The sequence below is a fragment of the Microbacterium altimontanum genome (assembly GCF_058349865.2).
The window spans coordinates 173269-193441 of the sequence record NZ_JBYRJB020000006.1 but is presented as its reverse complement, the minus strand read 5'-3'; the positions used below and the strand labels follow the sequence as shown (position 1 = coordinate 193441).

Here is a 20173-nt window from a genome sequence, read left to right as displayed (position 1 = left end):
CCGCCGATGACGCAGAACACCGTGGCGACGCGGCGCGCCCTGACCGCCGCCCTCACCGCACTGGTGACAGCGGGGGCCGTGGTCGCGCTCGTCGCCGCGGTGTTCCTGCTCTCGGGATGGCGACTGTTCGTGGTCGCCACTCCCAGCATGGCCAGCGCTGCGCCGGTCGGCTCCCTCGTGCTGGCAGCACCGCAGTCCGAATATCACGTCGGTGACGTGATCACGTTCACCGTCGACGGCCGCGTCGTCACGCACCGCATCCACGCGGAGGACGGCGGCGTGTTCACCACCAAGGGCGACCTCAACGGCTCGCCCGACGCCTGGTCGCTGAAGAAGTCCGACATCATCGGCGAAGCCGCGGTGATCCTTCCGGGTGCCGGCTGGGTCCTCCGCGGTGGGCCGTGGCTGGTCGTCGGCGCCTCCCTGACCGAGGTCCTCATCCGTCTGATCGGATTCCGCTCGCAGTGGCGGTGGAGCGCACGCGTCCTGGGCTGGTCCCTGTCGGTTGCGGCGGTCTCGCTGTGGCTCCGTCCCTGGGTCGGGGTGCAGATGCTCAGCTTCCGGCCGGCTGACTCGGGCCCCGGGGTGCTGATGCACCTCGTGAACACCGGCGTCTTCCCGGTGCGCGCAGCCGAGACCACCTTCTCCGCGGGTCAGGATGTCGTGGTCCGCGCGACGGAACGCGTGGGGTCGGGCGCCTACTCGATCACACCCGTGCCCGACGTGGGCGTTCTCGGGCAGTTCATCATCGCGGCGGTCTGCCTCCTCCCGCTCGTGCTCGCGCTGCTGCGCCGGGACGCGCGCCCCAACATCGCCGTGGCCGATTCCTCGCCCCGCATCGTGGTGCGCGCCGCCCGCCGCGGTCTCATCGCCGTCTGCGTCGTGGTTCCCATCGTGCTCGTCACCGTGCTGAGCGTCGGCGCCACGGGCGCCGCCTTCGCCGCCCAGATCGGCGGCACGGGCACCGCCGCCACCAACTCAGCGTTCACCTGCCGGCAGGCGATGAGCGTATCCGACAACCAGTCGATGTACGGGGCGTTCGCCATGGGGCAGGCGCTCTTCGAGGGCGGGAACGAACGGAACCTCGTGGCCGGGTCGCCCAACGGCATCTGGGCCGTCAAGACGACGGTCTCGAGCTCCTACGGATGCGTCCGCGACACGCCGAAGGCATCCGTCACCTTCGACGGCGCCACCCAGTGCCTCTCCGTGCCGGGACAGGTCACGAACCCCAACACGTTCAGCGAAGAGGCGTGGTTCCGCACGACGGTGAAGTCGAGCGGACGCATCATGGGGTTCGGCAGTGCCTCCCAGTCGGCGAACGACGGCTCGTACGACCGGCTGATCTACCTCGACACGGCGGGCCGCGTCGTCTTCGGGGTCTATCCCGACCGCACCGAGACGATCTCCACGAGCAAGAGCTTCGCCGACAACCAGTGGCACCACGTCGTGGCCACCCTCTCCTCGGCGGGCATGGCGCTCTACGTCGACGGCGAGCTCGCCGCGACAAAGCCGGGTGTCAAGGTCGCGCAGAACTTCTCGGGCTACTGGAAGATCGGCTGCGGCAAGCTCCTCGACTGGGCCGACGGCACCACGAGCGGCAGCAAGGCATACGACGGGCCGTCCTACTTCACCGGTCAGCTGCAGTACGCCGCGATCTACAAGACCGCGCTGCGCGCCGACGAGGTCCGGGCGCACTACCTCGCGGGGCGCTGAGGCGACGTCCTCCTCCCGTCCGTCGGGAGTGCGTGTCAGGATGGGGATGCGGCAGCCGCCCGTCGATGAGAGGACACCCATGACTGTGCCCAGCGCCACGCCTCCGCAACAGGACGCGACGAATTCGAAGATCCTTCGAGCAGCCATCTGGGTGGCGATCGGCGCCCTCATCGCCGCCGCCATCGTCTGCGTCGTCATGGTGCTCGTCGGCACCGCCAACGGGATCGTGCCGCGCGCGTTCCTGACGATCCTGCTGATGGTCGCGTTCGCCGGCGTCGCGCTGCTGGACACCTACCTCGCCCCCCGGAGGCCGGTCTGGTTCGCGCTGACGAGCATGATCGTCTGGGTCGTGACGCTCCTGATCGGCGCCGTGATGATCTGGCTGCCGTTCCGCGGCTTCGAATCCGGCGGCGGCGCCGGCCGGTTCCTGCGATTCCTGCTGATCGTGCTGATCCTGCAGCTCTTCGTGCTGCACGTGCGCCTCTTCGTGAAGGCCTGGCACCGTCACGTGACGACCTTCACCACCGTGGTCGGCTGGATCACGATCGTACTGGTGGGGTTGCTCGCCGTCATGCTCGTTTTCCCACTCATGCTCGAAGGGTTCATCCGCTTCCACGACCTCTATTGGCGACTCACCGTGGCCGTCGCGATCCTCGCCGCCGTGGGCACGGCACTCGTCCCGCTCGTCAACGCGCTCCTCGCCCCGCGCACGCCCAGGGCCGTCGGACGCGGCGCCGCCTGGCCGACGTATGCGGACGGCGTCACGCCGCTGCCGGTGCTCGCCGACGGGCAGCCCGACTGGAACGCCTATTACACCGGGCAGCCGACTCACGCGGGACAGCCGGGCTACCCCGCACAGGCGGGCCTCCCGGCGGCGCCGTACGGCGCACCCCAGTACGACGCCTCGCATTTCCCGGCGCCGCAGTACGACCCCCAGCAGTACGGGGCCCCGCAGTACGCGCCGGCGCCGCAGTACGACGCCCCACCGAGCTGGCCGGCTCCGGAACAGGCGCCCGCCGTCAACCCCGAGACGGCCGCGCAGTGGCAGGATGCCGCGGCCTGGCCGGCTCCGCAGACTGAACCCGCACCGCAGCACCCGGTTCCCGAGGCCCCGCAGCCGTCGGCCGCGGCGGAGCCCGACGTGCCGCAGTCCGCACCGGCGGCGCCGGAGCCCGACGCGTCGCAGCCGTCGGCCGCGACGGGTTACGAGGGCTTCCCGCCCCCGCCGCCGGTGCCGCCGCACCCGCAGCGGTGACGTCGCACGCCGCCGATGGCCGCACCTTCCGAGGTGCGGCCATCGTCGTCGGGCTAGCGTGGAAGGCATGACCCCTGCAGACGATCTCCTCCCGCTCGCCGTCGACATCGCGCGCGAGGCGGGAGCACTGGCGCGGCGCCGCCGCGCCGAGGGGGTCGAGATCGCGGCGACCAAGACGTCGCTCGCCGACATCGTCACCGCAGCCGACCGCGAGGTCGAGGCGCTCATCCGCCGCCGCCTCGCCGATGCGCGTCCGGACGACGGGTTCCTGGGGGAGGAATCCGGTGCCGAGGGCGGTGCGTCGGGGATCACGTGGGTCGTCGACCCGATCGACGGCACGGTGAACTACGCCTACGGCATCCCGGCATACGCCGTCAGCATCGCGGCGATCGAGGGAGACCCCGACCCCACGCGCTGGACGGCTCTTGCCGGCGTCGTGTTCGCGCCGGCACTCGACGAGCTGTTCACCGCGACCCGGGGTGGCGGCGCCCGGGTGCACGGCGCACACGGACGGCAGCCGCTCGCGGTCAACGAGGAGCATTCTGCGGCGGGGGCGCTGATCGCCACCGGGTTCGGATACGACCCTGCGACGCGCCAGGGGGATCTCGCGCGCCTCGAGCGTGTGATGCCGCTGGCCCGCGACATCCGCCGTATCGGGGCGGCGTCGCTCGATCTCGTGTACGTCGCCGCCGGCCGGCTGGACGGGTACTTCGAGCGCGGGCTCAACCCGTGGGACCACGCCGCGGCGGCTCTCATGGTCGAGGAAGCCGGGGGTTTCACGGGCGGGATCCCCGGCGGCAGGCCGGGCAGAGACCTGACGGTCGCGGCCGGTCGGCAGCTCTTCGAACGGATGATGGCAGCCATCGACGAGCGCTGACGATATATCGGCGCCGCACATGGCATTCTCAGTGATCCGGAGGTAGTGTTTACCTGTTCGTTACTTTCGTCGGCCCGAACGGCGAAGTGATCAGATTCCCGCCGTCCGACCGTTGCCCCCTCCAGCGACACGACCCGAGAGTTCGCCCTTCCCTTGCCTTTCGACGCCCCGTTGGCCGAGCCCGCGCGCACGCGCCGTTCTGCCCGCACCGCACCCACGCCTGTCTCGGCGGCGGATGACGCGGTGACCTCGCGCGCGGAGGCGCGGAGACGGGCCGCGGGGCAGGGAGCCGCGAAGCCGGCGGTCGTCTGGGACCGTTCGGTGATGCCGGCGTCGGCCACCTCGGTCGACGCCCCGGCGGCTCCGGCGACGGCGCCCGCCCAGTCCACGGCTGGTGACGACGCGACGGCGCACGTCGTCGAGACGACCGCCGATGCCGCGGCCGCACTCGAGATCGCACCTCAGCCGGCCGCACAGATCGCGCCGGAGACCGATACATCGTCGACCGCCGCTGAGCAGCCGATGACCCGCCGCCGTCACCGCCAGCGGACGCAGTCCGCGGCGGTCGTGGACTCGCTTCCCGCGTCCACCGTCGCACCGACGACGATCGCCGAGCCGACGCTCTCGGTGTCCGAGCCCGCTCACTCCACTTCCGAGCCCGCCGCGATGAGCATGCCGCTCCCGGTGATCACGGCGGCCGTCCCCACCGCCGCGCAGGCCGCGCACGCGGATGCGTTCGAGGTGGCCGCGCGTCTCTTCTCGTTCACCGGCGAGACCCCGATCCAGTCGGACCCGGCCGTCGAGACCGAGGCCGGCGAGACCGAGCCCGCCGAAGAGACCGCGCCGGCGACGGATGCGTCGCAGCCGGCGCAGCCCAGCACGTCGAAGAAGCACAAGGCCCCGCGGCGGAAGTCGTCGGGAGCGTCGCTGAAGCGCATGGCGGCGGCATCCGCATCCTTCGGCGCCATCGTTGCCGTCGGCCTCCTCACCGTCGGTGCGACGATGCCGGCGGAGGCCGTCGCGGCTCCCGCCAGCACGCTGTACGGCGCGACGACGCCGCAGCAGGCGGGTGACGTCGTGGGCACGGCGGACAGCGACGAGATCCAGGCGTACGTCGCACCGGTCGACGCAGCGGCCCCGGCGACGGATCTCGACCGCTCCGCGAACTTCACGACGGCGACGCTGGTGGAGATGGCCGGGACGACCGGCATCTCGAACGTGTCGAACCGGTACTTCACGAACAACCCGCAGTGCGATGTGCAGTGGCCGTTCGCCGTGGGCGTGCCGATCAGCTTCGGGTACGGTCCGCGTCCGGGCGAGTTCCACACCGGCGTCGACTTCACTCCGGGCAACGGCGCGCACGTGCAGGCGATCGCGGATGGCACCGTTCGCGTCGCACAGGAGGGCTACCAGGGCTACGGCGTCGCGGTCATCATCGACCACGTCATCGACGGTCAGCACTGGGCGACGCTGTACGGTCACATGCAGTACGGATCGCTGCAGGTGCACGCCGGCGAGAAGGTCAAGGTCGGTCAGTACCTCGGTCGTACGGGCAACACCGGCTTCTCGTTCGGTGCGCACACGCACGTCGAGGTGCTGCAGAACGGCAGCACCACGATCGACCCGATGCCGTGGCTGCGCGCGCACAACAAGTGCTGACGAGGCCGGTGTCTGAGCGGTCTGCCCGGTTCGGCATTCGGCTCGCCCTCTGATATTCTTTTCTGGTTGCCCGGATGCGTCCGGGAGCGCCCCGATAGCTCAGTGGCAGAGCACTTCCATGGTAAGGAAGGGGTCGTCAGTTCAATCCTGACTCGGGGCTCGCAAGCACTCGGCGAGTCCGGATGCGTCGCGGCAGGGTAGCTCAGTTGGTGAGAGCGCACGACTCATAATCGTGAGGTCGCGGGTTCAAGCCCCGCTCCTGCTACAACATAGAAGGCCTGATCGCAGCCGGATTTTGCGCCGATTCACCCCCTCGATTCGGGACCTCACGAATCGCACCGTTGACAGCGGCCCCCACTGCTAGGGCGGCATCCGTCGATGACGTGTGCGTGTAGCGCTCGGTCGTGGTGATCGACGCGTGCCCCGCGACCTTCTGGATATTGGCGGGAGCGATGCCGAGGCGAGCGAGTCGAGACACGAATGTGTGGCGTAGGTCGTGGAACCGCAGCGGGACGCCGTCCGAGAACGTCGCGATCTTGTCGCGGATCTTCGGCCACTCGACATGCCGTGAGAGGTTGCCGCTATCGAAGGCCCCGCCCCGCTCGCCCGTGAACACGTGATCGTGGCCGACCTCGCGCGCGGCGTCGAGCCACGGCACAAGTTCATCCAGGATCGGCACGCGACGAATGCGCCCGCTCTTCGTGGCCCGCTCGACCAGTCGCCCGTGCCCATCCGGCGAGAATGTGCGGCGAACAACGAGCAGCCCGCGTGCTACGTCTACGTCCTCCCAGCGGAGGCCCACCAACTCACCAAGCCGAAGCCCTGTGAAGACGAGGCCAGCAAGCGAGCGTTGCCCGAACGGATGTGGAGCGGTCAACGCAAGCATGCGGCGCACTTGCAGATCGTCCAGTGCGCGCGACACCGGGTCGTCCTCGTGTGCCTTTCCGCGAGGCCGCAGCAGCGAGCGGCACGGGTTCGACGGCAGGCGCCCATCCATCACCGCGAGCCCGAGGAGCCGCGACAGAAGCGCCATCGCGTCGCTCTTCGTCGAGTCCTTCCCTGACCACTGCGCCCGCGCCTTCGCGATCGTCAGGGGGCGAATCTCAAGAAGTGTCAGCGACCCGAGCGCAGGCTCAACGCGCAGACGCCAGGCCCGGGCGTACGCCTCGCGAGCGTTCGATGTGAGACCGTCCTCCACGAGCGCGCGGAACTCGCCGTAGAAGGCGGCAAGTGTCGTAGCGTCGTCAGGGAGTCCCACATATGGGACTATAGGCGCGGGGAGCGCCTAGTGTCAACTATGAGACTAGTCCGCGTCGTCCTGCTTCGCCGCGCCCCCGCCGAAGGCTTCGTTGAAGCCAGCGATGAATGCCTCGACATCGAGAGTCACACCCGGCATCTCGAACACATCCGGGTGAACGCCGAAGGCCGAGCGGAAGAGTGAGATGCGCCGGTAGAGCGTCGTGCGACTCATGCCGAGCGTCTGCAAGCCCTCGAACCCGCCGAAGAGCCGCCACGCGAGCCAGAACCCGAAGAGGTCGGATGCCATCGACGCGGACTGCCCCCGCAGCGCCTGGCGAAGCCACGGGAACACCGCGAACAGCGACTTGTTGACGGCCTTGTTCGCCGAGCGGTAGGCGTCCCATGCGTCCTCAAGAGCCTCTTTCGCCCTACCCTCGCCCTCGGGCGACGGCATCCGCTCAGATCGGAAATCCGCCACAGTGTCCCCGCGTCCATAGTCTCAGCAATGCGACTACCAGCGTAAGGCCAACGTTCGACATTCACCACCGAGTGACGCTCTCCCGAAATCTTCTATACAAGATCAAGGGCCCCGCTGACGCGGGGCTCTGCCGCCCTCCGCTGACGCTCCGGTTGCCCTCGCGGCATGTCCCAGATGCCCGACATGACACCTTCGAGCCCACCCGTGGCCGAGGGGCACCGGGCGCGTGCCGTGCGGCGCGCGTCCCGCGCATCCGCACCGGCGCGCATCCCGCGGCCCCTCTCCCACCGCGGTGCACTCGCATGCGCCATTACGCGCAATCGGGGCACAGTTCCCGCCCGAAGGCGTCACGAATCAACGTCTGTTCGTTCACGTCGTCGGCGTCCCAGATAGGGCGCCCGCACGTGTCGCACGAGCGATGCCCGATCAGGGCGCAGAGCTCGCAGTCAGCAGCAGCCACACAGTCACCCCCTCTCAAGGTCCCGCCGCCGCGAGAACGGCGACCTCATCCCGGGAGCGCAGCGCCGCCGCCTCGAGCGACCCGGCCTGCGACCCGTCGCCGGCTTCGCTCGCGCCTGCCTCGGCCGCGACCCTCTCGAGGTACCAGGCAAGCCGCATGCGCCGCTGTACCGTCCGCGTGAGGCCGGTGAACGACCACCCCGGCCGCGTCTTGGTCCGCCGCGACGCGCTGACCACCTGCGCGCGTGCCCCGTACCGGTCGTGGATGCGCTTGCCGCACGTCGAGGGCTCGCACTCCGCACAGCACCGCATCCGCTTAGCCGCAGCCATGAGCCGCACCTGATGCGCCCACACCTCGACGGGCGCCGCCGCGGCATCCGTCGCCACGTCCTTGAGGACGTAGTTCAGTGCCTTCGACAGATACCAGATCGTCTTGGCGCCGTCGCCGTCCGCCCGGAACGAGTCGCACTGCGCCTGCTCGCCCCACTCGACAATCGATCCGTCGAACGACACCGCCGACGCCGACCGCGCAGCATCCCGCAACGCGTCCGGCGGGGGCGCCTCATAGCGGGCGATCCGCACGACTGCATGAACGTGGAGAACGCCTCGCTCCTGCCACTCGCGCACGATGAAGAACTCGACCGAATCCCACCGATCGCGCAGCCGTCGCCGCGTCCGATCCCACAGCACGCCCGCATCACGATTCCACGCGACCTGCCCGGCATAGTCGTACGCCGCCGCGTCCAGCGGCACCCCTCGCAGCCCCGCATCGTCGCCGGTGTGCACACGGCCGCACCCGCAGCGATCCGCCGACCGCGACCCGGCTCGCGGCACCCGATGCACGCGCCCGAACGAGGGCGCCGTCAGCGTCAGGAGATAGAACCGGTAGTGCTCCACCGGCCCATCGAAGATGCCCGACCGGGCGATGGCGGCCCAGTCGGACCGGTACAACTCAGCGCACGACGGGCACCGCGATTTGATCCGCGAACCGCACCGCACCCACACACCCGACCGCGTACGAATCGGACGGGAGCACCCGCGCGCGATGACCTCTGCGCGCTGCGCGTCTTGCTCTGGGGAGAGTCGCTCCATCGCCTCGGCGACGGCTGACACGCCTCATAATCGTGAGGTCGCGGGTTCAAGCCCCGCTCCTGCTACAGATTGAACCCTCGATGCGTCGGGGGTTTTGTCGTATTGGACACCCTGACGGTCACGGTGTCGGCTCGGCCTCCCGCCGTGCGGCGCTCCACACCGACCGAGCCGCATCGGCGTTGAGAAGGCCGATCCCGATTCCGACGACGATGTCCAGCCAGCCTGTGGTGAGCCAGATCGTCGCGACGCCGACGGCAATGACCGCAAGGTTCGCAATCGAGTCATTCCGCGCTGAGAGCCATGCTGCTTTCGTGAGGCTGCCGCTGTGATGGCGGTGCCGGACGAGAAGCAGCGCGCACGCCAGGTTCACCACGAGCGCACCGAGCGCGGTGAGCGAGAGGGGGATAGGCGCGGGAGGGTAAGGGTCGAGGACCTTGACCACGGCGGTCCAGATCGTCGCGAGGGCCGGGATCAGGATGACGAACGCCAGTACCGAACCGACCAGACGTCGCCGGGACGGGGACCACGGCAGCGCTGCGAAGATGAGCAGGTTGATCAGGGTGTCCTCAAGGAAGTCGACCGAGTCGGCGAACAGTGATACCGACCCGATGGCGAGAGCTACCCCGAACTCGACCAAGAAGTAGCCGAGGTTGAGAAGCGCGATGATGAGCACGATCCGGCGCAGCGCCTGCATGACTTCATCGTGCCAGCGTCATGTCGTCTTCGACGAGGCGCTCAGTTGACGATCTCGCCGCCTCCGCCGGAGGTCAGCGCCGCGATCTTCGCCTTCCACTCCTGGAGCGCCTCGGCCGACAGCCGCGTCCAGTCGGTCACCTCGCCGACGATCCGCAGCGGTGCGGTGCTGCGGTACGACCGGGTGGGGTTCCCCGGGAACTTCTTGTCGGTCACGTTCGGGTCGTTCTCGAACTCCCCGGTCGGCTCCACGACGTACACGCGCGGCTCGGCGTCGCCCGCCGCGAGTTCGGCGGCAAGCCCCGCACCGTCGCGAAGAGCCGTGAAGTAGATGTGGTTCATCACCACTTCGGGCCGGTAGTTCGACCGGTAGCCCGCGGTCAGCAGATCTCCCACCTGGAGGTCGGCTTTCGTGCCGTGATAGAACGGTCCCTCGTCCAGCGCCTCGCTCACCGCGCCAGCCTACGCGGACCGCGCGGGGGATCCATCACCTCGTGTCCGCACAGTGCCACGACGAATCTCCCTTGTAAAGGGCCCTGGCATCGATATCGAGGGCCCGATAGCGTGGCGAGATGACTGACGTGGAGACGCGAGATGACTGACGTGGGGACGATGGTCCGAACCGAGATCGCCGTCAACGGCGGCGTGCATTTCCTCGCGCAAGGTCAGGACATCGACGACTTGAAGCGGCGCATCGTCGCGGCGATGAAGTCCGATGGCGACTTCGTCAACTTCACGGTCGTCGGCAACCGGGAGGTCAGCGTGCTCATCTCCTCGGGCACCCAGGTCACCTTCTCGATCGAGACGGTGCAGTTCGATTCCCGCGACATCGGAGACGAAGAGGCGCCCTTCGGCGGCTTCTTCGACGTCATGTGATCCCAACGCCGGCAGAAGATGATCACCCACATCTGGCTCACCCGGCACGGTGAGAGCGAGGGAAACGTCGCCGCATCCCGCGCCGAGGCCGACGGCTCAGAGGTCGTCCCCATCGACATCCGCGACGCCGATGTGCCGCTCTCTCCCACAGGGCGCGAGCAGGCCACAGCATTCGGCGACTGGCTCGCCGCGCATCGCGACGACATCGACGTCGTGATGGTCTCGCCCTATGCGCGCGCCCAGCAGACCTGGCAGATCGCCGCCGCCCGCGCCGACTCCTCCCACACCGCCGGCACTGACGAGCGACTCCGCGACCGCGAGCTCGGCATCCTCGACCGGCTCACGCGCCGCGGAGTGCAGCAGCGCTACCCCGAGGAATGGGAGCGCCGCCGCTTCCTCGGCAAGTACTACCACCGGCCGCCCGGCGGCGAATCATGGGTCGACGTGCGGCTCCGCCTCCGCGGCTTCCTCGGCGAAGCGGCCACAAGCACCGCCACCGCCGACGCGACCTCGATGCTGGTCGTCGCCCATGACGCCGTCGTCGTGCTCCTCATCTCCATCCTCCTCGGCATGGACGAGACCGAGACCCTCGACCTCGCCGCCGGCGGCACCGTCCTCAACGCCTCCGTCACGCACCTCTCCTACGCCGACGGAACGTGGACGCTCGACTCGTTCGCGGATGTGTCGCACCTGCGTGCCGAAGACGTCGATGTCACCGCTCATCCGGGACACGGCAATGTCCACCCGCAGTGAGCGCGTCGACGCGGACCTCCTGCGGCAGTGGGGTCTGCCCGATCCGGGGGAATCGAAGAAGGATCGCGGCGACCTCGTCATCGTCGGCGCCTCTCGTCGCACGCCCGGGGCGGTGATCCTCGCCTTCGAAGCGGCGATGCGCGTCGGCGCCGGGCGCGCCGCCGTGCTCGTTCCGGGTTCCATCGACGCGCAGCTCGCGGGCCTGCTGCCGGAAGCCGCCGTGCTCACCCTTCCCGACCGACCGGACGATCCGATGCCCGAGCGCGCGGCCGCGTCCCTCGGCAGGGCTGATGCGGTCCTGATCGGTCCGGGCTTCGATGACATCGCCGAGACCCGATCGACGCTCGAGGCCATCCTTGCGACGTCGCCGCGGCGCCTCGTCGTCGACGCGTATGGCCTCGGGGTGCTGCCCGACGTCGATCGGCGGATGGTGCCGGATGACCTCATCCTCACCCCGAACAAGGACGAAGTCGCGATCCTCCTGGATGAGGATGTCGACGACCTCACCGATGGTCTGCGGTCGGTCGCCGACCGCTACAACGCCGTGGTCGCCAGCTACGGCCAGGTCGTGGAACCCGACGGCACACTCTGGCGGATCGAGGGAGCGAGCGCCAGCCTCGCCACCGCCGGAAGCGGCGATGTCCTCGCCGGCGCGATCACCGGGTTCGTCGCGCGCGGTGTGCCGGCGCCACGGGCCGCGATCTGGGGCCTGTGGGCACACGCCAGGGCCGGTGCCCGCCTCACCGCGACGCACGGCCTGGGCTTCCTCGCGCGTGAACTCGCCGGCGAACTGCCCTTCGCGGTGCTCGACGCGACCGAGGCCGGCGGGTGAGCGCGGCGCGGCTCTCCGGCTGACGGAGGGGCTGGTGCTACGAGTGCGATAGGCGTTTGCTGAGGGCACGACCGCGTGGGTTCGGCGCGGAATACGCTGGGGAACGAGGGGCGAGCATGAGTGCACGGAGGGCATCGAAGGAACGACGGATGCCGCTGCCCGCCTGGTTGCGCGTGCTGCGCACGATCGGGGTCGCGGCGGGGTCGGTGGTGGGGTTCGCCACAGCGGTGGGGGCCCTGACCCTCGCGGAAGGCCTGCTCGCACGGGAGCGCCTCGTGGCGACGCTCCTCGACTCCGTCGTCCCCCGTGAGGGCACGTTCGGCGGCGACCGCGGGGGAGAGGCGATCTCCCTCGGCGTCATGGGCGACTCGCTCGCCGTCGGCTACGGCGCCCTCGACGCCGACCGCACTCCGGGCGTGCTCCTCGCGCAGGGCCTCGCCGAGGCCGCCGACCGCCCGGTCGTCCTCACGAACGTCGCAGAGGTCGGCGCCGAGTCGACAGCCCTGATCGCGCAGCTCGCGCGGCTCCGCGAGGTCGTCGCCCTCGACGTCGTGGTGATGGTGATCGGCGCGAACGACGTCATGCATCTGAAGCGGCTGACGGACGCGCTGTGGCCGCTGTCGGAGACCGTGCATCAGCTGCGGCGCGACCGCGTGCAGGTCGTCGTCGCCACGTGCCCCGACCTGGGGACCGTCCACCCGTTCAGCCAGCCGCTGCGGTTCTTCGCCCATTGGTACAGCCGGCTCGTGGCCACCGGTCAGGCCATCGTGGTGCTGCGGGCGGGGGGCCGCACGGTCGCGCTCGGCGACATCCTCGGCCCGCTGTTCCATCGCGATCCCGAGGGGATGTTCTCCGCGCATGACCACCTGCACCCTTCGGATGCGGGCTACGAGGCGGCCGCCGCCGCGATCCTGCCGAGCGTGTGCGCAGCAGCGGGATATCCGCGCGCCGAGGACGCGCACGTGCCGTACCGCGTGTACCGCAAGGGCCGCCGCCATCCGCTCGCCTGGTGGGCGTTCCGTGCGTCACGCCAGATCGGCGCGCGGCTGACGGCGGCGGAGAGCGAGCGGCCGGTCGCCCCCGACGCGCACACCGCGTCCGTCGAGGAGACTGTCGTCTGAGCCCGGTGGCGTCACCAGGGCATGGGCCGGTCGGGCCCACGCTCGCTGTCGTCCGGGCGCTCGGGCAGGTCCTCGCCCCCGGCGCGGATGCACAGCCAGCGGAGCTGCTCGGGGCTGTCGGGCACACAGCGCCACGTGCGCCACACGCCCTGGCCGACCTGCACGACCGTGCCCGGGCCGACGTCGACGACCTCGTCGTCCAGACCCATCTGGCCGCGGCCCGCGAGGAACACGTACAGCTCCTCGATGCGACTGTGCCGGTGCCAGTAGCCGGCCTGTTCGCCGGGCTCGTACGCGTTCGCCGTCATCCCGATGTACTGCGTCGTCAGCTCGTCGTCGACGACCCGGCGCCCGTCGCGCGACGTCGCGGGCGTGAACCCGCCGTAGAACTCGCGCCAGGTGTCGGGGGCGCCGATCTCCAGAACGTGGTAATCCGTCATGCCGCCACAGTAGCGGCGGCGGCACTCGGCCCGGTCCCAGCCACGGCCAGGCCCTCTGCGGATAAAATCGACGGATGGCGGGCGCACGAGCGCACCCGCGAGGATGGGCGGCCGGATCCGCAGCGTGCGCCGCACGCTCGCATTCGCGGCCGAGGATCCCGCGTTCCCGACAGACCAGGAGACACATGGCCGGCGTGACAGGTCGCCTCTGGGACCCGTTGACGGGCGCGGTGGACCGCGTCGCCCCCGCGACGTCGCCGTCGGCCGACGAGTCAGCCGAGCCGGGCGGGAGCCGGCCCTTCGAGGCGCGCGCGACCGCGCACGCGAAGGTCATCCTGCTCGGCGAGCACGCCGTCGTGCACGGCGCCCCCGCGATCGCCCTGCCCGTCCACGGCCTGACGCTCACGGCCTCGGTCACCCGCACCGACCGGCCCCTGTGGATCGACTCGGTGCTCTACCGCGGACCGGTCGCCGCCGCACCCGAACTGCTCGCCGCCCCCGTCACCGCGATCACGGAGACGCTGCGGTTCGTCGGCGCTCCCGCCGAGAACCTGGCGGTGCGCATCGACGGCGAGATCCCCGCCGAGCGCGGGCTCGGCTCGAGCGCCGCCGTCGCCGCGGCGATCAGCGCCGCCGTCGCCCGGCGCTGCGGCGTCGAACTCGGCGCGCAGGAGCTCTTCGAGCTGACGCAGGCGGCCGAGCGCGTCGCGCACGGCACGCCCAGTGGGCTCGACGCGCGATCCGTCGTCTCCGAGACACCCGTCTGGTTCCGCGCCGGACAGTCCCGCGCGCTCGCCTCCGCGCTCGGTGGCGTGTTCGTCATCGCCGACACCGGTCTGCGCGGGCGCACGCGCGAGGCCGTCGCGGGTGTCGCGGCGCTCAAGGACGCCGATCCGCTGCGAGTCGCCGGCGTCCTGGCCCGCATCCAGGAGCACACCGAGGCCGCGGTCGACGACCTCGCCGCCGACGATCGCGCACGGCTGGGGGAGCGGATGACCGAGACGCACGAACTGCTGCGTGAACTCGCGGTGAGCAGTCCACAGCTCGACCGCCTCGTCGCCGCGGCGCGCGACGCCGGCGCGCTCGGGGCGAAGCTCACCGGCGGCGGACGGGGCGGCTGCGTCCTCGCACTCGCCTCCACCGACGAGGAGGCGGGCGCCGTCGCCGCCGCCCTGCTGTCGGCGGGGGCGGAGCGCACCTGGATGCTGCACCCGAGGGACATCGCCGCATGAGCACAGCCGTCGCCCATCCCAACATCGCCCTCGTCAAGTACTGGGGCAAGCGTGACGACGCCCTCATCCTGCCCCTCACCGGCAGCCTCTCCCTCACGCTCGACGTGTACCCCACGACGACGACAGTGACGGTCGACACGGATGCCTCGGCCGACGCCGTCGTCTTCGACGGCGTGGAGTTGACGGGCGCGGGGGTGACGGGAACCGACTCGACCGGCACGGGTCCGACGAGCACCGTCGCCGACCGCGTCAGCGCCTTCCTCGACGTCGTGCGTGAGCGGGCGGGAAACACCGCCCGCGCGCGCGTCGACACTCGCAACTCGGTGCCGACCGGGGCGGGCCTCGCGTCGTCGGCGTCGGGCTTCGCCGCGCTCGCGGTCGCCGCGGCCGACGCGTACGGTCTCGATCTCGACGCGCGAGCGCTCAGCCGGCTCGCCCGCCGCGGCTCGGGCTCGGCGTGCCGCTCGATCGTGGGCGGCACCGCGATCTGGCATGCCGGCACCGACGACGCGACGTCGTTCGCGGAGCCGGTTCCGGGCCCGGCCCTCGGCATGGTGATCGCCGTCGTCGATTCCGGCACGAAGGCCGTCTCCAGCCGCGAGGCGATGCGGCGCACGCGCGCGACATCCCCCTACGCCGACGCCTGGGTGGCCGCCGCCGCCGCAGATCTCGAGGAGATGCGCGCGGCGTTCGACCGCGGCGACGTCACGGCGATCGGAGAGATCACCGAATCGAACGCGCTGCGCATGCACGCCGCGATCATGGGCTCGCGGCCGCCCATCCGCTACCTCGCGCCGCAGAGCGTCGCCCTGTTCGACGCCGCCGCGCGCCTGCGCGCCGACGGGCTCGAGGCCTATGCCACCGCCGACGCGGGGCCGAACGTCGTGTTCGTCTGCCGTGACGAGGACGTGGAAGCCGTGCACGCGGCGCTCGCCGCCGACATGCCGGCCGACCGCCTCGTCGCCGCCCATGCCGGCCTCGGCGCGCACCTCGTCGAGGCGACGGCATGAGCGCGGCGGCGAACACGGCAGACCCGCAGTCCCCGTCGGGCGGAGTCATCCGCGCCCACGCCCCGGGGAAGCTCTTCATCGCCGGCGAGTACGCCGTCGTCGAGCCCGGCCAGCCGTCGGTGCTCGTCGCCGTCGATCGGCACATCGTCGTCGAGCTCGAGCCGGCCGCCGGCGTCCGTGGCAGCATCTCGTCCGGGCAATACGGCCGCGCGCCCCTGCTGTGGACCCGCGACGACGGCGTCGTCGTGCTCGACCAGGACCACCGCCCCTACGACTACGTGCTGTCGGCCATCGGCACCGTCGAGCAGCTCGTCGCCGAACGCGGCATCGCGCCGCGGTTCTGCGACATCCGCATCTCGAGCGAGCTCGACGACGTGTCGGGCCGCAAGTTCGGGCTCGGCTCGTCTGCCGCGGTGACGGTCGCCACGGTCCGGGCGCTCGACGAGTTCTACGGCCTGCACCTGTCGGGGCTCGAGCTGTTCAAGGTCGCGCTCATCGCCACCGTGCGCGTGTCGCCGGCGGCGTCGGGCGGCGACGTGGCCGCGAGCGCGTTCGGCGGCTGGATCGCCTACAGCGCCCCCGACCGCGACCGCCTGCTCGCCGCGGCGGAGGCCGAGGGGGTGCAGGAGCTGCTCGAGTACGACTGGCCCGGCCTCTCCGTGCGCCGCCTTCCCGCGCCCGACGACCTGCGCCTGATCGTCGGCTGGACCGGCCAGCCCGCCTCGACCGAGCGGCTCGTGGGCAGCGTGCAGCACCGCACCCGCCCCGACCCCGAGGGATACGGCACGTTCCTCGCCGCATCCCGTGCCGCCGTCGAGTCCCTCGTGGCAGCCCTCGACGCGCAGGACGCCGAGGGGGCGCTCGTCGCCGTCCGGGCCGCGCGCGCCGCCCTCGGCGACCTCGCACGGAAGGCGGGCCTGCAGATCGAGACGCCGCGCCTGGCCGCCCTCTGCGACAGCGCCGAGGCGGCGGGTGCCGCCGGCAAGTCGTCGGGCGCCGGCGGCGGCGACTGCGGCATCGTCCTGGCGCCGCTCGGAGCCGACATCCACCGGATGATGACAGAGTGGGAGCAGGGCGACATCCGCCACCTCGATCTGCAGGTGCAGGATGCGCAGGGGGCGATCGACGAATGAGCAGCGAACGCAAGGACCAGCACGTCGAGCTGGCCGACGCGCAGCAGACCGGCGACGCCGCCCGCAACGACTTCGACGACGTCCGGTTCCTCCATCACGCCCTCGCCGGCATCGACCGCGACCGGGTGGGCCTCGGCACCGAGATCGCCGGCATCGCATGGCAGGTACCGCTCTACATCAACGGCATGACCGGCGGCAGCGAGCGCACCGGGCGCATCAACCGCTCGCTCGCGATCGCCGCGCGTGAGACGGGGGTGGCGATCGCTTCGGGCTCGATGAGCATGGCGCTGCGCGACGAGAGCACGATCCCCACGTTCCGCGTGCTGCGCGACGAGAACCCCGACGGCTTCGTGCTGGCGAACCTCAGCGCCGACGCGACCCCCGGCCAGGCCCGCCGGGCCGTCGACATCCTCGAGGCCGATGCTTTGCAGATCCACCTCAACAGCGTGCAGGAGACCGTGATGCCCGAGGGCAGTCGCGGATTCTCCGCGTGGCCCGACCGCATCGCCGAGATCGTCGACGGCGTGGAGGTGCCCGTCGTCGTCAAGGAGGTCGGGTTCGGGCTGAGCCGCCCGACGCTCGAGCTGCTCGCCGACCTCGGCGTCGCGATCGCCGACGTGAGCGGCTCAGGCGGCACCGACTTCGCCCGCATCGAGAACTCGCGCCGGCCCGAGCGCGACTACGGCTTCATGGCCGGATGGGGGCAGTCGGCGGTGTGCAGCCTGCTCGACGCTGCAGCGGCCACCCGCGTCCCCGCTCTCGTCGCCTCCGGCGGCGTGCGCACGCCCCTCGACGTGGTCCGCGCGCTCGCGCTCGGCGCGCGCGCCGTCGGGGTCTCGGGAGTGTTCCTGCACGCGGTGCTCGACGGCGGCGAGGACGCCCTGATCGAGCTCATCCGGGCGTGGCTCGAACAGATCGCGCAGCTGCACGCGCTGCTCGGCGCGCCCGACCCGGCGTCACTGGGCGCCACCGACCTGCTGCTGCGCGGAAGCGTGCGCGAGTTCTGCGAGCTGCGCGCCATCGACGCCGCCGCGTACAGCGAGCGAAGCACCACGACGAGGAAGAGCGCATGAGGGACGAGACGATCTCGGCCGCCCCGGTCCCGATGAAATGGGTCGGGCCGATCTCGGTCAGCGGCAACGTGATGACCGGGTTGCAGGAGGTGCCGCTCGCGACGTATGAGACGCCGCTGTGGCCGTCCGTCGGGCGCGGGGCGAAGATCTCCACGCTCACCGAGCGGGGGATCGTCGCGACGCTCGTCGATGAGCGGATGGCACGGTCGGTGCTGTTCGAGGCCGACGACGCCGCCACCGCGGTCGCCGCGATGCAGCTGCTGAACGGCCGCCGCGACGAGCTGCAGCAGGTCGTCGGCACGGCGAGCCGGTTCGCGCGGCTCGTCGACATCCATCACCAGATCGTCGGGAATCTGCTGTTCGTGCGCTTCGAGCTGACGACGGGGGATGCGTCGGGGCACAACATGGTCACTCTCGCGAGCGACCGGCTCATGGATCACATCCTCGGCAGCGTTCCGGGGCTGCGGTACGGGTCGATCTCGGGGAACTACTGCTCGGACAAGAAGGCGACCGCCGTCAACGGCATCCTCGGCCGCGGCAAGAACGTCGTCACCGAGCTGCTCATCCCCCGCGAGGTCGTCACCCGGCGGCTGCACACGAGTCCCGAGGCGATCGCCGAGCTCAACGTGCGCAAGAACCTCATCGGCACGATCACGGCCGGGGGCCTGCGCAGCGCCAACGCGCACTACGCGAATATGCTGCTCGGCTTCTACCTCGCCACAGGACAGGACGCGGCGAACATCGTCGAGGGGGCGCAGGGCATCACGCACGCCGAGGTGCGCGGCGGCGACCTGTACTTCTCGTGCACGCTGCCGAACCTCATCGTCGGCACGGTCGGCAACGGCAAGGATCTGCCGTTCGTGGGGGAGAACCTCGCACGACTGGGATGCGCCGACGAGCGGGAACCGGGCGAGAACGCGCGTCGGCTCGCGGTGCTGTGCGCGGCCACGGTCCTGTGCGGCGAGCTGTCGCTCATGGCGGCGCAGACGAACCCGGGCGAGCTGATGGCCGCCCACCTGACGATCGAGAGGAAGGCCGCGCGATGACGGCGTCCGAGCTGCGGGTCGGCATCCACGACCTCGCCTTCGCGACAGCGCACCAGGTGCTCGACCTGGGCGAGCTGGCACGTCGGCAGGGCATCGACGTCGACAAGTTCTACATCGGCATCGGCCAGACCGAGATGAGCGTGCCGGCCGTCGACGAGGACATCGTCACGATGGGCGCCGAAGCGGCCGCGCAGATCCTCGACCGGCACGGCTCCGACGGCATCCGCACTCTGCTGTTCGCCACCGAGTCGGGCATCGACCAGTCGAAATCCGCCGGGGTCTTCGTGCACGGCCTGCTTGGCATGGGCGAGAACTGCCGCGTCGTCGAGCTCAAGCAGGCCTGCTACTCGGCGACGGCCGCCCTCCAGTTCGCGCTCGGGATCGTGGCGCGCGATACGACCGAGAAGGTGCTCGTGATCGCGAGCGATGTCGCGCGGTACGCACTCGAGTCCAGCGGCGAGCCGACGCAGGGAGCGGCTGCCGTCGCGTTCCTCGTGTGCGCCGACCCGGCGCTCGTCGAGATCGAGCCGGTCACGGGCCTCCACACCGACGACATCAACGACTTCTGGCGGCCGAACTACCTGTCGACGGCGCTCGTGGACGGCAAGTACTCGCTGGCGGCGTACCTGCGCTCGCTCGAAGGCGCCTGGGCCGAGTACCAGGCGCGCGGCGGCGTCGACTTCGCCGCGATCGACCGCTTCTGCTACCACCAGCCGTTCACGAAGATGGCGGTCAAGGCCCACGACCGGCTCGTCAAGGTCGCCGACGCGCCGCTCGATCGCGACGAGCGGCGCGCGCAGATCGAGGCGAGCCTCGTGATGAACCGGCGCACCGGCAACAGCTACACGGCGTCGATCTATGTCGGTCTGCTCTCGCTCCTCGAGCACGATGAGGCCGACCTCGGCGGGCGACGCATCGGGTTCTTCAGCTACGGCTCGGGCAGCGTGTCGGAGTTCTTCACCGGCGTCGTGCGACCCGGGTACCGCGATGTCGTGCGCACCGCGCGCGACGCCGCGACGCTCGACGAGCGTCAGCCGATCGACTACGACCGCTACCGGGCGCTGCACGAGCGGGTCGACGACGTGCAGGGCGAGGACTTCGAGACCGCGATCGAGACACCGGGCTGGTTCCGGCTCGCCGGGGTGCGCGAGCACACCCGGCACTACGAGCGCACCGCGTGACGGGTGCGGGT

At 70.8% G+C, this 20173-nt stretch carries 20 protein-coding genes and 2 tRNA genes; 16 read left to right on the top strand and 6 right to left on the bottom strand.

Annotation, left to right across the window (positions count from 1 at the left end; translation table 11 throughout):
• The first annotated feature begins 6 nt into the window (after positions 1-6).
• The 6 genes from AC3RX1_RS12455 (at position 7) to AC3RX1_RS12430 (ending at position 5769) form a co-directional block, all read left to right on the top strand.
• Entirely contained in the window at positions 7-1713 is a 1707-nt protein-coding gene (locus tag AC3RX1_RS12455) for a LamG-like jellyroll fold domain-containing protein (protein WP_491501559.1), read from the top strand.
• 79 nt (positions 1714-1792) lie between these two features.
• Positions 1793-2968 (top strand): energy-coupling factor transporter transmembrane component T family protein, encoded by a 1176-nt coding sequence (locus AC3RX1_RS12450; protein WP_491501558.1) that lies wholly within the window; start codon positions 1793-1795, stop codon positions 2966-2968.
• Positions 2969-3035: 67 nt separating this feature from the next.
• Positions 3036-3845 carry an inositol monophosphatase family protein gene (locus tag AC3RX1_RS12445; RefSeq protein ID WP_491501557.1) on the top strand — a complete coding sequence of 270 codons (810 nt, stop codon included), beginning with the start codon at positions 3036-3038 and terminating at the stop codon, positions 3843-3845.
• A gap of 243 nt (positions 3846-4088) precedes the next feature.
• On the top strand, positions 4089-5504 hold the full coding sequence (locus AC3RX1_RS12440) for a M23 family metallopeptidase (protein ID WP_491501556.1): 1416 nt from the start codon (positions 4089-4091) through the stop codon (positions 5502-5504).
• An 88-nt stretch (positions 5505-5592) separates the two neighbouring features.
• Positions 5593-5664: transfer RNA gene (locus AC3RX1_RS12435), tRNA-Thr, on the top strand.
• A gap of 31 nt (positions 5665-5695) precedes the next feature.
• Positions 5696-5769 (top strand) — tRNA-Met (locus AC3RX1_RS12430).
• On the opposite strand, the gene AC3RX1_RS12425 is transcribed toward AC3RX1_RS12430, so the two are convergent.
• The 5 genes from AC3RX1_RS12425 to arr all read right to left on the bottom strand — a co-directional run bounded on the left by AC3RX1_RS12425 (position 5767) and on the right by arr (position 9918).
• Entirely contained in the window at positions 5767-6762 is a 996-nt protein-coding gene (locus AC3RX1_RS12425; RefSeq protein ID WP_491501555.1) for a tyrosine-type recombinase/integrase, read from the bottom strand. The two genes, AC3RX1_RS12430 and AC3RX1_RS12425, sit on opposite strands and share 3 nt — an antisense overlap.
• Before the next feature lie 45 nt (positions 6763-6807).
• Positions 6808-7197: a hypothetical protein gene (locus tag AC3RX1_RS12420; RefSeq protein WP_491501554.1), complete on the bottom strand. Its 390-nt coding sequence runs from the start codon at positions 7195-7197 to the stop codon at positions 6808-6810.
• Positions 7198-7695: 498 nt separating this feature from the next.
• Entirely contained in the window at positions 7696-8772 is a 1077-nt protein-coding gene (locus AC3RX1_RS12415; protein ID WP_491501711.1) for a replication initiator, read from the bottom strand.
• 118 nt (positions 8773-8890) lie between these two features.
• Positions 8891-9466: a cation efflux transmembrane domain-containing protein gene (locus tag AC3RX1_RS12410; protein WP_491501553.1), complete on the bottom strand. Its 576-nt coding sequence runs from the start codon at positions 9464-9466 to the stop codon at positions 8891-8893.
• A gap of 41 nt (positions 9467-9507) precedes the next feature.
• Positions 9508-9918 carry an NAD(+)--rifampin ADP-ribosyltransferase gene (gene arr, locus AC3RX1_RS12405; RefSeq protein WP_491501552.1) on the bottom strand — a complete coding sequence of 137 codons (411 nt, stop codon included), beginning with the start codon at positions 9916-9918 and terminating at the stop codon, positions 9508-9510.
• Positions 9919-10077: 159 nt separating this feature from the next.
• Between arr and AC3RX1_RS12400 the strand changes: the two genes are divergently transcribed.
• The 4 genes from AC3RX1_RS12400 (at position 10078) to AC3RX1_RS12385 (ending at position 13047) form a co-directional block, all read left to right on the top strand.
• A complete protein-coding gene (locus tag AC3RX1_RS12400; RefSeq protein ID WP_498239435.1) occupies positions 10078-10341 on the top strand; it encodes a hypothetical protein in 264 nt (87 codons plus the stop codon).
• 18 nt (positions 10342-10359) lie between these two features.
• Positions 10360-11094: a histidine phosphatase family protein gene (locus AC3RX1_RS12395; RefSeq protein ID WP_491501550.1), complete on the top strand. Its 735-nt coding sequence runs from the start codon at positions 10360-10362 to the stop codon at positions 11092-11094.
• A complete protein-coding gene (locus tag AC3RX1_RS12390) occupies positions 11078-11926 on the top strand; it encodes an ADP-dependent NAD(P)H-hydrate dehydratase (protein ID WP_491501549.1) in 849 nt (282 codons plus the stop codon). Before AC3RX1_RS12395 ends, AC3RX1_RS12390 begins: the two co-directional genes overlap by 17 nt.
• Before the next feature lie 149 nt (positions 11927-12075).
• Positions 12076-13047 carry a GDSL-type esterase/lipase family protein gene (locus AC3RX1_RS12385; protein WP_491501548.1) on the top strand — a complete coding sequence of 324 codons (972 nt, stop codon included), beginning with the start codon at positions 12076-12078 and terminating at the stop codon, positions 13045-13047.
• Positions 13048-13058: 11 nt separating this feature from the next.
• Here AC3RX1_RS12385 and AC3RX1_RS12380 read toward each other — a convergent pair whose 3' ends face one another.
• A complete protein-coding gene (locus tag AC3RX1_RS12380; RefSeq protein ID WP_491501547.1) occupies positions 13059-13487 on the bottom strand; it encodes a cupin domain-containing protein in 429 nt (142 codons plus the stop codon).
• A 185-nt stretch (positions 13488-13672) separates the two neighbouring features.
• Between AC3RX1_RS12380 and mvk the strand changes: the two genes are divergently transcribed.
• Genes mvk through AC3RX1_RS12350 form a run of 6 tightly spaced genes read left to right on the top strand, consistent with a single transcriptional unit; the run spans position 13673 to position 20162 of the window.
• A complete protein-coding gene (gene mvk, locus AC3RX1_RS12375; RefSeq protein ID WP_491501546.1) occupies positions 13673-14719 on the top strand; it encodes a mevalonate kinase in 1047 nt (348 codons plus the stop codon).
• On the top strand, positions 14716-15729 hold the full coding sequence (mvaD, locus tag AC3RX1_RS12370; protein ID WP_491501545.1) for a diphosphomevalonate decarboxylase: 1014 nt from the start codon (positions 14716-14718) through the stop codon (positions 15727-15729). The genes mvk and mvaD overlap by 4 nt, the downstream gene beginning before the upstream one ends.
• The gene (locus tag AC3RX1_RS12365; RefSeq protein WP_491501544.1) at positions 15726-16862 is read left to right on the top strand and encodes a phosphomevalonate kinase; all 1137 of its coding nucleotides are present in this window, start codon (positions 15726-15728) and stop codon (positions 16860-16862) included. Before mvaD ends, AC3RX1_RS12365 begins: the two co-directional genes overlap by 4 nt.
• Positions 16859-17935: a type 2 isopentenyl-diphosphate Delta-isomerase gene (gene fni, locus AC3RX1_RS12360; protein WP_491501543.1), complete on the top strand. Its 1077-nt coding sequence runs from the start codon at positions 16859-16861 to the stop codon at positions 17933-17935. The genes AC3RX1_RS12365 and fni overlap by 4 nt, the downstream gene beginning before the upstream one ends.
• Complete coding sequence (locus AC3RX1_RS12355; RefSeq protein WP_491501542.1) at positions 17932-18981, top strand: hydroxymethylglutaryl-coenzyme A reductase family protein; 1050 nt, start codon at positions 17932-17934, stop codon at positions 18979-18981. The genes fni and AC3RX1_RS12355 overlap by 4 nt, the downstream gene beginning before the upstream one ends.
• On the top strand, positions 18978-20162 hold the full coding sequence (locus AC3RX1_RS12350; RefSeq protein WP_491501541.1) for a hydroxymethylglutaryl-CoA synthase: 1185 nt from the start codon (positions 18978-18980) through the stop codon (positions 20160-20162). Before AC3RX1_RS12355 ends, AC3RX1_RS12350 begins: the two co-directional genes overlap by 4 nt.
• Positions 20163-20173: the final 11 nt, after the last annotated feature.

Coding starts and splice junctions, on each gene's coding strand:
- AC3RX1_RS12355 (WP_491501542.1), top strand. CDS start 17,932: ATGAGGGACGAGACGATCTCGGCCGCCCCGGTCCCGATGAAATGGGTC.
- AC3RX1_RS12380 (WP_491501547.1), bottom strand. CDS start 13,487: ATGACGGATTACCACGTTCTGGAGATCGGCGCCCCCGACACCTGGCGC.
- mvk (WP_491501546.1), top strand. CDS start 13,673: ATGGCCGGCGTGACAGGTCGCCTCTGGGACCCGTTGACGGGCGCGGTG.
- fni (WP_491501543.1), top strand. CDS start 16,859: ATGAGCAGCGAACGCAAGGACCAGCACGTCGAGCTGGCCGACGCGCAG.
- AC3RX1_RS12385 (WP_491501548.1), top strand. CDS start 12,076: ATGCCGCTGCCCGCCTGGTTGCGCGTGCTGCGCACGATCGGGGTCGCG.
- AC3RX1_RS12390 (WP_491501549.1), top strand. CDS start 11,078: ATGTCCACCCGCAGTGAGCGCGTCGACGCGGACCTCCTGCGGCAGTGG.
- AC3RX1_RS12410 (WP_491501553.1), bottom strand. CDS start 9,466: ATGCAGGCGCTGCGCCGGATCGTGCTCATCATCGCGCTTCTCAACCTC.
- AC3RX1_RS12350 (WP_491501541.1), top strand. CDS start 18,978: ATGACGGCGTCCGAGCTGCGGGTCGGCATCCACGACCTCGCCTTCGCG.
- mvaD (WP_491501545.1), top strand. CDS start 14,716: ATGAGCACAGCCGTCGCCCATCCCAACATCGCCCTCGTCAAGTACTGG.
- AC3RX1_RS12395 (WP_491501550.1), top strand. CDS start 10,360: ATGATCACCCACATCTGGCTCACCCGGCACGGTGAGAGCGAGGGAAAC.
- AC3RX1_RS12455 (WP_491501559.1), top strand. CDS start 7: ATGACGCAGAACACCGTGGCGACGCGGCGCGCCCTGACCGCCGCCCTC.
- AC3RX1_RS12415 (WP_491501711.1), bottom strand. CDS start 8,772: ATGGAGCGACTCTCCCCAGAGCAAGACGCGCAGCGCGCAGAGGTCATC.
- AC3RX1_RS12400 (WP_498239435.1), top strand. CDS start 10,078: ATGGTCCGAACCGAGATCGCCGTCAACGGCGGCGTGCATTTCCTCGCG.
- AC3RX1_RS12365 (WP_491501544.1), top strand. CDS start 15,726: ATGAGCGCGGCGGCGAACACGGCAGACCCGCAGTCCCCGTCGGGCGGA.
- AC3RX1_RS12450 (WP_491501558.1), top strand. CDS start 1,793: ATGACTGTGCCCAGCGCCACGCCTCCGCAACAGGACGCGACGAATTCG.
- AC3RX1_RS12445 (WP_491501557.1), top strand. CDS start 3,036: ATGACCCCTGCAGACGATCTCCTCCCGCTCGCCGTCGACATCGCGCGC.
- AC3RX1_RS12420 (WP_491501554.1), bottom strand. CDS start 7,197: ATGCCGTCGCCCGAGGGCGAGGGTAGGGCGAAAGAGGCTCTTGAGGAC.